At 41.2% G+C, this 14082-nt stretch carries 16 protein-coding genes; 8 read left to right on the forward strand and 8 right to left on the reverse strand.

The genetic code is table 11. The features are described from left to right. The first annotated feature begins 64 nt into the window (after positions 1-64). Together garD and ACX17N_RS00265 are read left to right on the forward strand one after the other, a co-directional pair. Complete coding sequence (gene garD / locus ACX17N_RS00260) at positions 65-1615, forward strand: galactarate dehydratase (RefSeq protein WP_458890592.1); 1551 nt, start codon at positions 65-67, stop codon at positions 1613-1615. Between the two features lie 60 nt (positions 1616-1675). Then, complete coding sequence (locus tag ACX17N_RS00265; protein WP_458890593.1) at positions 1676-2581, forward strand: DMT family transporter; 906 nt, start codon at positions 1676-1678, stop codon at positions 2579-2581. A gap of 83 nt (positions 2582-2664) precedes the next feature. Here the strand turns inward: ACX17N_RS00265 and ACX17N_RS00270 are convergent, their stop codons facing one another. Next, a complete protein-coding gene (locus tag ACX17N_RS00270) occupies positions 2665-3588 on the reverse strand; it encodes a 2-hydroxyacid dehydrogenase (protein WP_458890594.1) in 924 nt (307 codons plus the stop codon). Positions 3589-4326: 738 nt separating this feature from the next. Here ACX17N_RS00270 and ACX17N_RS00275 point away from each other — a divergent pair. Both ACX17N_RS00275 and ACX17N_RS00280 read left to right on the forward strand, forming a co-directional pair. Further along, on the forward strand, positions 4327-4926 hold the full coding sequence (locus tag ACX17N_RS00275) for a TetR/AcrR family transcriptional regulator (protein WP_458890595.1): 600 nt from the start codon (positions 4327-4329) through the stop codon (positions 4924-4926). Positions 4927-5048: 122 nt separating this feature from the next. Further along, on the forward strand, positions 5049-5351 hold the full coding sequence (locus ACX17N_RS00280) for a monooxygenase (RefSeq protein WP_458890596.1): 303 nt from the start codon (positions 5049-5051) through the stop codon (positions 5349-5351). A 19-nt stretch (positions 5352-5370) separates the two neighbouring features. On the opposite strand, the gene ACX17N_RS00285 is transcribed toward ACX17N_RS00280, so the two are convergent. Continuing rightward, entirely contained in the window at positions 5371-5613 is a 243-nt protein-coding gene (locus tag ACX17N_RS00285; protein ID WP_458890597.1) for an FmdB family zinc ribbon protein, read from the reverse strand. Positions 5614-5916: 303 nt separating this feature from the next. Here ACX17N_RS00285 and ACX17N_RS00290 point away from each other — a divergent pair, with 303 nt between their 5' ends. Next, complete coding sequence (locus tag ACX17N_RS00290; protein ID WP_458890598.1) at positions 5917-6108, forward strand: hypothetical protein; 192 nt, start codon at positions 5917-5919, stop codon at positions 6106-6108. Here the strand turns inward: ACX17N_RS00290 and ACX17N_RS00295 are convergent. Further along, positions 6092-6724: a LysE family transporter gene (locus ACX17N_RS00295; protein ID WP_458890599.1), complete on the reverse strand. Its 633-nt coding sequence runs from the start codon at positions 6722-6724 to the stop codon at positions 6092-6094. The genes ACX17N_RS00290 and ACX17N_RS00295 overlap by 17 nt on opposite strands. 134 nt (positions 6725-6858) lie before the next feature. Further along, complete coding sequence (locus tag ACX17N_RS00300; RefSeq protein WP_458890600.1) at positions 6859-7437, reverse strand: FxsA family protein; 579 nt, start codon at positions 7435-7437, stop codon at positions 6859-6861. 296 nt (positions 7438-7733) lie between these two features. On the opposite strand from ACX17N_RS00300, the gene ruvC reads away from it, so the two are divergent. Continuing rightward, complete coding sequence (gene ruvC / locus ACX17N_RS00305; protein WP_458890602.1) at positions 7734-8279, forward strand: crossover junction endodeoxyribonuclease RuvC; 546 nt, start codon at positions 7734-7736, stop codon at positions 8277-8279. A 47-nt stretch (positions 8280-8326) separates the two neighbouring features. On the opposite strand, the gene ACX17N_RS00310 is transcribed toward ruvC, so the two are convergent. Both ACX17N_RS00310 and ACX17N_RS00315 read right to left on the reverse strand, forming a co-directional pair. Next, positions 8327-8602 carry an acylphosphatase gene (locus ACX17N_RS00310; protein WP_458890603.1) on the reverse strand — a complete coding sequence of 92 codons (276 nt, stop codon included), beginning with the start codon at positions 8600-8602 and terminating at the stop codon, positions 8327-8329. Then, complete coding sequence (locus tag ACX17N_RS00315) at positions 8586-10094, reverse strand: NAD(P)H-hydrate dehydratase (RefSeq protein ID WP_458890604.1); 1509 nt, start codon at positions 10092-10094, stop codon at positions 8586-8588. Before ACX17N_RS00315 ends, ACX17N_RS00310 begins: the two co-directional genes overlap by 17 nt. 21 nt (positions 10095-10115) lie before the next feature. Between ACX17N_RS00315 and queG the strand changes: the two genes are divergently transcribed. Together queG and bioB are read left to right on the forward strand one after the other, a co-directional pair. Continuing rightward, positions 10116-11222 carry a tRNA epoxyqueuosine(34) reductase QueG gene (gene queG / locus ACX17N_RS00320; RefSeq protein WP_458890606.1) on the forward strand — a complete coding sequence of 369 codons (1107 nt, stop codon included), beginning with the start codon at positions 10116-10118 and terminating at the stop codon, positions 11220-11222. Positions 11223-11514: 292 nt separating this feature from the next. Beyond that, the gene (gene bioB / locus ACX17N_RS00325) at positions 11515-12504 is read left to right on the forward strand and encodes a biotin synthase BioB (RefSeq protein WP_458890608.1); all 990 of its coding nucleotides are present in this window, start codon (positions 11515-11517) and stop codon (positions 12502-12504) included. Positions 12505-12613: 109 nt separating this feature from the next. On the opposite strand, the gene ACX17N_RS00330 is transcribed toward bioB, so the two are convergent. Together ACX17N_RS00330 and ACX17N_RS00335 are read right to left on the reverse strand one after the other, a co-directional pair. Beyond that, entirely contained in the window at positions 12614-12838 is a 225-nt protein-coding gene (locus ACX17N_RS00330; RefSeq protein WP_458890609.1) for a hypothetical protein, read from the reverse strand. Between the two features lie 437 nt (positions 12839-13275). Next, a complete protein-coding gene (locus tag ACX17N_RS00335; RefSeq protein WP_458890610.1) occupies positions 13276-13977 on the reverse strand; it encodes a VIT1/CCC1 transporter family protein in 702 nt (233 codons plus the stop codon). Positions 13978-14082: the final 105 nt, after the last annotated feature.

Here is a 14082-nt window from a genome sequence, read left to right on the forward strand (position 1 = left end):
CAGATAGATCTGGGTCTAAGTGCTCCAGATCTATCTTCTCCCCCATCGTATACAAGGAAAGATCATGCAACAAAGACCACTACTCATCAAAATTAATCCGCTAGACAACGTCGCTATCGTGGTGAACGATGGTGGTCTTGCCCCAAATACCTATGTTGAAGCACAAGACATTACTTTGGTAGAAGCCGTTCCTCAAGGACATAAAGTTTTATTAACCGAATTAAAAGAAAACGATCCAATTGTTCGCTACGGCGAAATTATTGGCTATGCCAATAAAGATTTAAGTGCAGGTTCATGGGTGAATGAAGCTGTAACACGCATGCCTGAAGCACCAACTCTAGATTCATTAGACATGGCAACCCGCCCTGCCCCAAGCCTAGAACCCCTCTCTGGATATACTTTTAAAGGCTATAAAAACAAAGATGGCTCTGTAGGTACGAAAAACCTTTTAGCCATTACCACCAGTGTGAACTGTGTTGAAGGAATTGTAGATCACGTCGTAAAAATTGTTGAACGTGAACTTCTGCATAAATATCCAAATGTAGATGGCATTGTCGGCCTAAACCATCTCTATGGCTGTGGTGTGGCAATTGATGCCCCTGCGGCAATTGTGCCCATTCGAACTATTCACAACTTGGCATTAAATCCAAACTTCGGTGGTGAAGTGATGGTGGTCAGCTTAGGTTGTGAAAAAATGCAACCTGAACGCCTGCTCAACATTCCAGCAGAAAACAAACGTATTCCAGTCGAAGATCAAGACATCATTCAACTGCAAGACGAACGCCATAATGGCTTCCAAAGCATGATTGACCATATTTTGGCAGTGGCAGAACACCATTTAGAAAAGCTCAATCAGCGTCAACGTGAAGAAGTGTGTGCTTCAAATCTCGTCGTGGGTATGCAATGTGGTGGCAGTGATGCATTTTCGGGTGTAACCTCTAACCCTGCTGTCGGTTTTGCATCGGATTTAATTATTCGTTGTGGCGGCACCGTGATGTTCTCTGAAGTAACCGAAGTCCGTGATGGCATCCATTTGCTCACGCCTCGTGCAGCCGATGAACAAGTCGCCAAAGATTTGATTCGTGAAATGCAATGGTATGATGACTACTTGGCCGCGGGCAAAGTTGACCGCAGTGCCAACACCACACCAGGCAACAAAAAAGGCGGTTTGAACAATATTGTTGAAAAAGCCATGGGCTCCATTGCAAAATCCGGTAGCTCGGCGATTGTCGAAGTATTAGCTCCAGGGCAAAAGCCGACCAAGAAAGGGCTGATTTTTGCTGCGACGCCTTCTAGCGATTTTATTTGCGGTACACAGCAAATGGCCTCAGGTATTACCGTACAAGTCTTTACCACTGGGCGTGGTACACCGTATGGCTTAGCCGCCGTGCCTGTCATTAAAATGGCAAGCCGTAACACCATCGCAAACCGTTGGTATGACCTGATTGACATCAGTGCAGGTGACATTGCTATTGGCAAGCGCAGTATCGAGCAAGTCGGCTGGGAACTATTTGAACTCATTCTTCAGGTTGCCAGTGGCGAAAAGAAAACTTGGTCAGATCATTGGGGCATACATAACTCATTGGCGGTGTTCAATCCAGCTCCAGTGACCTAAAATTGCGGGATGAACGCTTTTGCAGCTTTCATCTCCACCACAATACCACTGGATCCACTTATGTTGTCGAATACACTTAGCTCTACCAGTCCTGTAGCCAAAGCACTTCTCTGCCTAATGACTTCTGCTTTGCTATTTTCGATTATGGGAGTCTGTATTCGTTTTGCATCTGAAACTGTTGATAACCCGACCATTGTTTTCTTTAGAAACGCGGTCGGTCTGTTTATTTTTATCCCCATGTTGTTAAAGCATGGGTTAAATTTTATTAAAACCGATAAATTATGGATGCACACATGGCGCAGTGTGGTGGGTTTAGCGGCAATGTATGGTTTTTTCTATGCCATTGCCCATCTTAAACTCTCGAATGCCATGGTCTTTAGCTATTCCTCCCCCATTTTCATTCCATTAATTGCCTATTTCTTTCTGAAAGAAAGAATCAGTCGTAGCATGATCATTGCAGCGGCTGTCGGTTTAATTGGAGTATTGCTGGTCGCAAAACCAGATGAAGGCATGTTCAATGCCCTGTCTTTTATTGGCTTAGGTGCCTGCTTTTTATCCGCTATGGCCTTTGTGACCGTTCGTGCTTTAACCAATACCGAACCACCTGAACGTATTGTGTTTTATTTCTGCATTTTTGGCACACTGATTTCATCTATCCCTATGTATTGGCATTGGCGTGTTTTTAGTCTGAAAGAACTAGCACTCCTGATTACCGCAGGTCTTTTGGCGAATATCAGCCAAATTTTTATGTCTTATGCCTACAGTCTGGCACCTGCGGGTCAAATTGGCCCAATGAATTATATTGCGATTATATTTGCTGGAGTTTGGGGATTTGTTTTTTGGCATGAAATACCCGATCTACTTAGTATTGTAGGGATCTGTATTATATTGACAGCTATTTTGGCGTGTAACCCCACTATTACGGCTAAATTCAAGCAAGTATTTCATACTAAATCGAAAATTTAGACATTTTATTATCTCGATCTGATCTTGTAAAAATACGCTAGCAGGACATCAAACCGCATGCCCTGCTCTTTTATAGCAATAACTTAATAACCACGTACTAGATCCACTTCATTGAGTAGACTTTTACCTGCCATTATCGATTGATCATTCTGCACAATTTGCTGAACCACCACATTCAAATCGGCATGTGAAGCAATATGTGGCGTCACCACGATATTGGGATGATGCCATAACGGGTTATCTGGGCTGAGAGGTTCATGTTCAAATACATCAAGAATTGCACCGCGCAAATGCCCAGAATCCAATGCTGCAAACAAATCTGCCGCATTTAAATGTCCACCACGTCCTGTATTGATGATTGCAGCTCCCTGCGGCAACAAATCAAAGGTTTTGGCAGACAGAATATTCTGCGTTTCAGCAGTCAATGGCAGCAAGTTAATCAGCACTTGAGGATGCTGAATAAAGTCGACAAACTGCTCCTGACCTGCAAAAGTTTTTACCCCTGCGATAGTCTTGGCTGAATTCGACCAACCCACCACTGGGTAGCCCCTATCTCTGAGTTGCTCCGCGACATGATGGCCAATTTCGCCCAACCCCATAATTCCGACACAAAATTCAGACGATGGTCTTTGCGTGAATTGTTGCCAAACTGCCTTTTGATTATTTTTAAGATAATGATCAAAATGGCGCTGGAAATACAAAATTCCCCAAAGCAAATAATTCAGCATCGCTGATTTATGGCTTTCATCAACAATGCGACAGACTTTATATTTTCCATTTAAAGCATGAATATTTAAATGTTCAACCCCTGCAGCCATAGAATGGATCAACCCAAGCTTAGGTAAATGCATTAATTTATCTATACTGGGAAACCAGCACGCGGCCGTTGTAGCTTCTTGTGCTCTGATATCATCCATGCCGCAATAACTATCTGGCGGTGCATATTTTGTGAAAGCATCCCAAACTATTTGCTCAATTGCAGGAATCTCGGTTGCAATTACAATCATTCACTCACTCCTTGTTGATTATCCTAATTTCAAGTTTTAGTTTTGTGTCCTGCTACTTTTGCCATGAAGGTGCATCAGTATTGCATTTCAATGCATAGCCGAAATTGCAATGTTCCGTCTCATCCCTGCTATGTTTGTCCTCGCAGCAGAGAGATGAACCCGCATGCGAATCATCTCGTCTTTGATTGTAAAAGATTGCTATGCGCCAATATGCGGCATAACTAACATTTCTGCTGTCCTGAAGGTTTTCGTTTTAATACTTGATTTTTTATTGATCTTTAAAACGCAGTGCCATATCAGCGTAGTTCAAGCCTGTACCTATAGAAAACAAGCTATGCAAATGACTCCACAGAAAAGAAAAGCTCTTTGTAGATGAAGGTATTTTTCTAGCCAATTGCTTTCAAACGATTATCCGTGAACTTTCAATCAATATGCTGTAGTTTGTGTTGCTTGGAGCTGGAGATATTTATCTCGGATGATCATAATTGCTTGCAATTTGAATTGTAGTTTAACTTTACAAAGCCTTTTAAAATCATTATTTTGACCCAGTTGAAGATGGGTATCAAAATTTAGGTATCTCTCCCTAGCCTATCGCTTTTTTTGTTTAATCTTATATTAAACTGAGTTGTTTGTTGTTTTTATAGACATTTCTTCTACAATAGTTTAATTCTGAAAAATCAAAAGTTGCTATAGTCTTGTCACAAGTTCTTTTATAGTGATCTTATACGGAACATATGCATGAATTCAGAACGCCAACAAAATTTTCTTTTACGTAAAGAAAAAATCCTAGCAATGGCCGAGAAGCTATTACTTGATAATAATCAAGATATTACTCTCGAAGAGCTTGCATCAGAACTCGATATTGCAAAAGGCACAATTTATAAGCATTTCGACAGTAAGAATCAACTGTACTTAGAACTGATTATTCTAAACGAAAAGCGTTTATTAGATATTTCTCATCAATACAATAAAGACATTAATACCTACGTATCTGAATACATGTTATATAACATGCTCAATTCCAACCGCACGATTCTGCTGCATGTGATTGAGGAACGTTTAACCAATAATGAACGTAAATTAAATAATTTATTTGATGAACTTTATAAAATTCGTGAAGCACGTATTTTAAGCATTAAAGATATTACTGAAACCTATCTCAAAAAAAGCAACAGTGCGATGTCTATTCGTGACTATCAGTCTTATGTCTGGACTGTAACTTATGGCGCCTGCTTACTCTTAAATTCAACGCATTATCAGAAGTCGATTGGCTCACGTGATCGTTTGATTCAACTCTATATTAATCAAGTCTTAATGACGCCGGATAAAGTCATCTAATTGAAAAAGGAGATCTCAGATGATCTCCTTTTTTTTAAGCGCTTTAACCGATGCTCGATAAAAATATTCTATTTTTTTGATGTTATGATTATTTAAATGCTTCAATAATAAAAGGATTGGATATGCCTGTACTTTTACAAGTTGACTTCCCCACTCAAGGCCCTTTCGCAGAAGAAATGACGCAAGCCTTTACCCCACTGGCAGAGAGTATTAATCAAGAAAAAGGCCTAATCTGGAAAATTTGGACTGAAAATGCTGACACTCAAGAAGCTGGTGGCATTTATGTTTTTGATACAGTCGAAAATGCCACCGCGTATTTAGATATGCATACTGCACGATTGCAAACTTTCGGTATCACTCACATTCGCAGTAAAATATTCCACGTCAATACCGAGCTTTCTAAGATCAATCATATTTCACTATAAATAAGCAGTCCTGAATTCTTCAGGGCTTCTTATCGGTTAGATGTAATGATTCAAGTATAGTCGGTTGTACAGGCGTACCGGATTGGTCATGTAAATAGACTTGTACGACTTTAAAGACAATCACGATGGCGAGACAAGTCGCAATACAGAAAATCCAGAAACCAAATGGGCTGCGGATATTGTGCGAGCCACAGTTCGGACATTCTTTAACGTCAGAATCAACCACCATGTCACAACAAGCACAATGATATTGGTACAGCATAGGTATGCTCCTATTTGACTGCAGTCGTTGTTTTTATTTTCACATTCCCCCAGCCTAGGAAATGTAATCTTCTTTCATGTTATGTGACTATTTGTAAATGTACAAGCAACATCATAGAGAAAAGTCGACCACCAAGTTCAAAAAGATCAAACCTACCCTCGCGGATTGTTTTTTGATTTTTATTTGCTAAAAAATCAGCATAAGGCCTGAGCAAGTGGATGGGACTCATTTTTCTGTATGCACGTCACCGGTGAGTTCATGTAATATGAAGCTTAGGATTCGTGGTTATCAAAAGGCGCATAGATGGTTCAATTAATTAAAAAAGGTGGTCTCCGGGAACGTGCCAACCGGAGCCGTAAATACCTTGGTTCGGAAAATACTGAAGCAACTCTAAAACCGAACAGTTACACGCATACTGTTAAAAATGCTGAAACTGCCGCAAGCAGCTCAGCATCTTCGACCAATTCAGAGACTGAAACTAAAACATCTGAATAGCGTCATACCAGAGCCATACTGCAAAAATCAGGAACAAAACTCCCGAAAATATATCTATATAGTGCCCTGAACGTTGATAGAACGCTTTAATTTTCGGGGTAGACATAATAAACATGAACAGGCTAAACACCAAAAAGGTCTGTATTGGAATAATGACCGCCAATTGTGTTTTTAGATGCGTCTGTGCCGATGAACCTAAAGCTAAGGCAAAAACACTGCTAAAGTAGATTAAAGTTTTCGGGTTCGACAGATTGGTGAGTAAGCCCAATAAGAAATATTTCTGATTGCCATTCGGCATCGACAATGTCCCTTCCAATTGTGGACTTTGTGTCGAATTGAGTCCTTCTTTCAACATTCCCCAGCCCATGCGGGCGAGAAAAAAACCACCAATCAACATCAACACTTGCTGTATCCATGGAAATTGCTGAACCAAGACCGTGAAACCCAGTAAGGTGAGTACAACCCACACGACAATCCCGATTGAAATGCCCAAAATGATTTTGAGTGTATTTAATCTGCTGGTCGATGCTGCACTTTTGGCAATCAATAAAACATCGGGGCCAGGCGTTAATTGTGCAACAAAATGCAAAGCACAAATGGTTAATAATAAAGACATCTTTTTATTAAGCGACTCAATTTTTAAAGTAGTTAATTATAATACTTGTTCAAATTTTTACTGTATATTTCACACATAAAAAAACCGAAGCTTTTAATTCACTTCGGTTTTTATTACAGCTTCAATTGATTTGATTATTTATTTACATCTTTCATTTCAATTTTTTTGGCTGCAGGCGTTACTTCACGAGCTTCACCATCAATCACACTTGAATCATGGTACTGACCACCTGACTGCTGGTTTTGCATATCCTGCATCTGACGCATTAAATCTGCAAATGGGTTCTGACCTTGAGCACCGCCCATGCCATTCATATCCCCCATCATGCCGCCCATCATTTTATTCATCATGGCTTGCTGGCGTTTCATCATGGTTTTCATTAACGCGGCCTGTAGCGCCTTTTGTACGGCTGGTATTAACAACAATACTGCAAATACGTCACTGATTAAGCCTGGAATTAACAACAAGAAACCTGCGAAAATTTTCGGTAAATTTCCAGTGAAAGCTGGATCCGCACTGATTTGTCCTGTTTGCATTTGTTGCATTTGCGGCATTATGCCCGCTGAATATTTACGAACAATATTCAGTCCCATAAAGAAGGCAGCCACAAACCAGAAAAAGACATACCACATGCTGCCGACGAGATCACCTACGCCAATCCAGACGAATACTTCTAGTATTAAGCCAGCTAGAACAATCAGAAATAATTTCATGAAAACTAATCAAATCTCTAAAATAAAATTAAACGTCATCATCTTAAAGGTCAGCCAATATGCCTTTTTTTTGATGTCTGAAGTAATGTATATGGGCTTTTTTCACTTTTTAAAGTGTTTAAAGCAAATAAAATTGCAGAAATACCTCAGCATAAACTTCACCTGTGGTTTTTATTGGGCCAAGTGCTGCAAGAATCAGCAAAAACGAAAATTAAGTTCCCATAAAAAAATATAAAATCATATAATTATTTAATCTGGTGCTTAGCTCACCTATTTTCCTTCTACAAAGTTTAACTATGTCATTAATTATTGGGATTGACCCAGGTTCACGCCTCACAGGCTATGGAATTATAGAAAAAGACGGTCAAAAATTACGTTTTGTTGATGCTGGCACTATTCGCACCGAAAGTAAGGACATGCCCGAACGTTTAAAACGAATTTTCGCAGGGGTTGAGCGGATTGTGAAATTTCATGGTCCCACTGAAGCTGCGGTAGAACAAGTCTTTATGGCTCAAAACCCTGATTCTGCCTTAAAACTTGGTCAAGCTCGGGGGGCAGCAATTGCAGCTTTGGTCAATTTAGATTTACAAGTCGCAGAATATACGGCACGCCAGATTAAACAATCGGTCGTGGGTTATGGGGCTGCGGATAAAGAACAAGTCCAGATGATGGTCGTGAAACTGTTAAATTTAAGCGTCACACCACAGGCAGATGCTGCCGATGCCCTTGCTGCTGCGATTTGTCATGCTCACGCTTCTGGCAGCATGACCAAGTTGGCGGTTTTGAATGCTCTCGGTGGTATGGCACGCGGACGCAGCCGTTCCAGCAGTCGCAGACGTTAATTGTAGATTTTATTCAGGATACGAGTCTGGAATGTCTAACACTTAGGCTATTTTATGATTTGAAAATCCTGAAATCCTATCACACCTTCATCTGAAACCGTACTCACTTCGATCACCTGAGCCAGATTCGGTCCGATATACGCCAATTCAATCAAACGTTGTAACTGCGCTGGCGTTGTGATGACCAATGCTTCCACCTGTCCTGTAGGTAAATTTCGCACCCATCCACAGACCTGCAGCTGAATCGCTTGTTGTTGAAACCAACGACGGTATCCAACCCCTTGAACTTGACCTGAAATCGTAAGTTTATAACGCCGTTGCATTCTGCCCACCATTCACGACCTGATAGATGACCCCGCCCATACTGTGCGCTTGTAATCCCCGCATCCCCTGTGCCGCCAAAAGATCACCCGCTTGAGCATGCAAAGTGACGATTTCATGTAAGTGGATTTGATGATGAAATTGCGCTTTTAAACTGGCAACCATTCCCGCAAGCACATCCCCCATGCCTCCTGTCCCCATGCCTGCATTGCCTTGAGTACAAATATACAAGTCTTGTTCCAAGATTAAACTGCCTGAACCCTTCAATACCCATTGCCCCGAAAAGGTCTCTTGTAGGCGATGAATAGCTGCAATACGATCCTGCTCAATGTCCGCCACGCTACACCCCAATAAGGTTGCAGCTTCACCCGAATGGGGGGTGGCATACATATGCTCATTCAATTTTTGCTTGTTTTTCGCTAAAAACCACAGTCCATCTGCATCCAACACCACTTCTAGATGCGAGCTTTGTTTCAATAAACCAAACCACTGTGTAAAAATTTCTGCAGCCCATTCATCACGCCCAAGCCCCATCCCAAAACATACCGCATCAACATGTGAAAGGAGCTGCTGAATCGCTGCTGGATCAAAGCCATTGATATCACGTACCATAATATTCGGTGCACGTGCCAATATCGCTTGATGATGCTTGGCATGACAAACCACACTCACTTTTCCAGCACCTGCATGAAAAGCCGCTTCAGCCGCCATGATCACGGCACCGCCCATATCGGCATGACCACCAACCACCAAGACATGCCCATAACTGCCTTTATGTCCAAATGCTTGGCGTTGCGGTAGCAAAATATGCTTTGGAGATAATTGAGCGATTGGTTTTAATTTTTCGTCAGCTGGAATAAGGCTCAGTAAATGCAGCTGCCCCACAAATTCTTTGCCCTGTCCTGTAAATAATCCTGCTTTATAACCTAACAAGGTATAGGTAAGATCAGCCTGAATTGCACAAGGTAATGCCTGCCCCGTATTCGCCTGTAAGCCACTCGGAATATCAACAGCAATTTTCAATCCAGTTTGCGCATTAAATAACTGAATGATGGTTTGCCATTGCTGATTCAACTCGCGATTCAAACCTATGCCAAATAGGGCATCGATATGACATTCAAAATATTCTAATGTTTGTTGTAATACTGGCTGTGCAATCTCAGTTTCGAGATCAATCAACGAGACATGCTGTGACTGCGCAAATAGATATGCCTGATGTAAATCAGGAGAAGAACCACGTTCTGTTGCTAAAACAGTGACCTGTAAACCCGCCTGTCTTAAATAGCCTGCAATGAAATAGCCATCCCCCGCATTATTGCCTTGTCCACACCAAACCGCGACTTTTTTTATCTGGTTTTGTTCAAACTGTACCAGCAACTGTTGCACGATTGTCCAAGCGGCTTGTTGCATCAAGCCCAAAGATGAATTTTGCTGAGCAAACCAACGTTGCTCCCATGCTTGAATTTCACTGCTATGGTAAACTGAACGTTGCATGATTTCCCCTATTATTGGTTTATGGCTTCAACCTCTTCTTCCTCAAAAATCTCACTGCAACAGCTTGATCTTCAAGAACTGAAAGCATGGATTAAAGCACAGGCTTTAGACTTGGGTTTTGCTGATTGTGTCATTGCCAAACCAGATGCTCAAGCAGAATTAGAACGTTTTAAAGAATATTTAAAACGTGGATACCATGCTGATATGAGCTATTTAGAGGAAAATCTTGATAAACGTGCCGATCCGACTTTATTAGTCCCGGGCACGCGCAGCATTATTTGCGTCCGTATGAATTATTTAGTGGAAACCCCAAAACCACGCTATGTCCCATACGAACCCAATGCAGCGATTATTGCGCGATATGCCCGTGGTCGCGATTACCATAAAATCATGCGTGGTCGACTTAAAACCCTTGCAAGTCGGATACGAGAACGCGTGGGTGAATTTGAATCCCGCCCTTTTGCGGACTCTGCCCCCATTTTTGAAAAGTCGTTAGCTGAAAATGCAGGTATGGGCTGGACAGGCAAACATACTTTACTGATTCATAAAAAATCAGGCTCCTTTTTTGTTTTGGGTGAACTGTTTACTTCTCTAGATTTACCCTTTGACGGCCCAACCACCAAACATTGCGGCTCTTGTACCGCCTGTATTGATATTTGTCCGACCCAAGCCATTGTCGAACCCTATATGCTAGATGCACGAAAATGTATTGCCTATTTAACCATTGAATACAAAGGCATCATTCCTGAGGAATTAAGGCGTGGCATCGGCAACCGTATTTTCGGCTGTGATGACTGCCAACTGATCTGTCCATGGAACGGCTTTGCCCAAAAAGCCAGTATCGAAGATTTTAATCCGAGACATAACCTTGATCGAGTCACTTTACTGGATTTATGGCATTGGGATGAGTCTACGTTTTTAGCCAATACCGAAGGCAGCCCAATACGGCGAACAGGCTATCAAAGCTTCATGCGAAATATTGCAATTGGTTTAGGAAATGCGCCATTTTCTAGCTTAATACTGCAAACTTTGCATGAAACTCGTCACTTACATGATGAGATTGTGCAAGTCCATATTGACTGGGCCATTCAAGAGCAACTGCTTAAATCACAAACAACTTTAAACTGATCTGAAGTGAACCCATCTTTCTGTTTAGATTTACAGTTCTTTGCAAAGTTATTGTTTTATAAAAAGGATAGTTACGCGTTTGTCACAAAATTAATTTCTTTTTTTAGAAACTTTGCTTGGAATTCCACTTAAAACCAGATGATTTTGTAACTAAAGCTTTAATCTAAACAGTCATTGTATCTACTCAAATTAATCGTCAGATACTATAAGTTTTGGTTTTTTTTGCCTTTGGTTTTGGCACGAAATCTGTATGATAAAAGCCAATAAAGAATACAGATGATGGACTTCTAGAATGACTGTACGTAATGATTGGACGCGTGAAGAAATTCAAGCTTTATATGAACAACCTTTTTTAGACTTGGTCTTCCAAGCGCAAAAAGTTCATCGTGAGCATTTCGATGCCAATACCATTCAAGTCAGCACTTTATTATCAATTAAAACAGGAAAATGCCCTGAAGATTGCAAATATTGCTCTCAATCTGCCCGTTACGACTCAAAATTAGAAGCAGAAAAACGCATTGCCGTAGACAAAGTGATTAGCGAAGCCAAAGAAGCCTTAGCTTCTGGTTCTTCTCGTTTTTGTATGGGTGCTGCATGGCGTAACCCACATGAACGCGATATGCCGTATGTACTTGAAATGGTTCGTGAAGTAAAAGCCTTAGGTTTAGAAACCTGTATGACCCTTGGTATGTTGAACCAGTCTCAAGCAGAACGCTTAAAAGATGCGGGTCTAGATTACTACAACCATAATCTGGATACGTCGCGCGAATACTATTCAAACATCATCAGTACCCGTACTTTTGATGATCGTTTAAATACACTTGAATATGTCCGCGGTGCGGGTATGAAAGTGTGTAGCGGCGGTATTGTTGGTTTAGGTGAAGACACAGCAGATCGTATCGGCCTATTACTCGAACTGGCAACTTTACCGATTCATCCAGAATCTGTGCCAATCAACATGCTAGTTCCTATTGAAGGGACACCTTTAGCAGATGTAGAAAAACTTGATGTAACGGAATGGATTCGTACCATTGCGGTTGCACGCATCATCATGCCTAAAAGCTATATTCGCCTTTCTGCTGGACGAGAGTCTTTATCTGATTCAGACCAAGCACTGGCATTCATGGCAGGTGCTAACTCACTGTTCTCTGGTGAAAAATTACTGACCACCCCTAATGCTGGCGAAGGTCGTGACAAGCAATTGTTCAATAAATTAGGTTTAGTGGCAGAAAGAGCTAAACCAACCGTTGCTGAAATTTCAGTAGATGCAATGGCAGGCTAATAGAGCTTCTCAAGTTCTTAAGCACAATAAAAAAGCCAGTTCTATGAATTGGCTTTTTTATTTGTAGTGTATTCCGTATGCTTAACATGTACTCAATGAGTGATCAGCCTCAACCCGCAAAATTATGCGCAGTAATTAAAATGCCGTATTGCGCATTCAGATAATCCCCTTTCCGAATAATATCCGCACCGTTGGCATGATAAACCGTTAATTGCTCGGCAACAGCATCGTACTCAAATCGGTCAAAACAATCCTGATGATGACACAGCCACTTCAATGTATCTGCGAGTTGATCATCAACAATATAAGTATTTTTTTGGAAATCTTTAGCCATATCAAATCAGGAACTATACGATTTTAATATTGTAACCAGCTTGGCTGAATTGGATAAGTGTTTGCTAAAAAATTCTGTCCCCCTGAAAGCACAAAATCCGAAATGACAGTATCACTTCGGATTAAGCTCGGTAAAATACAACCTTTAAGAGGTTTTATTTACACCACACTTTCGACATTCTAGATGCTCACCAATTTCCGCCATTTGTTCATATTCATAAATGTGGAAACACAGTAATTTCTTGAGCAATTGAAGCATTTTAAACTCCTTGTTTAATTTTTTTGCCGCTTAATTGTTTCGGTCCTGAAACATTTATGCATCTCAAGTAACAGATACATGACATAATAATTATCATATTTTGAACAAATGGCAAATAATTATCTGTGATGTACACTGCATTTCATCGGAAAGTTGAGCAAAAGCCTAGACTATTTTCCCTATGCAACATTGACGTTAAACAACGAACCAATGGCGCTCGTAATCAGCATGGCAAAACATCCCCAGAACAAGACTCTTAACGACCCCTTCAAAATTGGAGAACCCGCGGTATAACTCGCCAATGCCCCTAAACCAAGCAGTGAAAAAATTGCAGTAACGACAATGGCGTTGGCCATATACTGTTGTGGCGCAAACAGTACAGCCAGTAATGGAATCACCGCACCAACAGAAAAAGACAATGCCGAAGAAAACGCAGCCTGAAGAGGTTTAGCCACTGTCATTTCACTAATCCCAATCTCATCTCTTGCATGGGCAGCCAAAGAATCATGCGCTGTTAACTGCACAGCCACTTCATGCGCCAGCTTTTCATCTAAGCCTCGATGGATATAAATTAATGTTAGTTCCTTTAACTCTTGCTCAGGATTCTTTTCCAATTCACGGCGTTCGAGGGCTAAGTCAGCTTCTTCAATATCTGCCTGCGATTTCACCGAAATATATTCGCCCGCAGCCATAGAAATCGCGCCTGAAATTAATCCAGCCAAACAGGTAATAAAAATCGTTTGTTGGCCCGCACCGCTTGCAACCACCCCTATGACCAAACTGGTGACGGAGATAATGCCATCATTTGCCCCCAGTACTGCTGCACGCAGCCAACCCGATTTTTCTAAATTATGCTTTTCTATATGTATGGATCTTCTCATCGCAACTCTCTTTTACTTCGTTAGCACTTTTTACTGTCTTTTCAAGATCTTCTTCTATCCTACCGCAAACCCCATTCTAGACCTATGCATTCAGTCAAATTATGT

This window comes from Acinetobacter sp. GXMZU3951, from assembly GCF_054457875.1.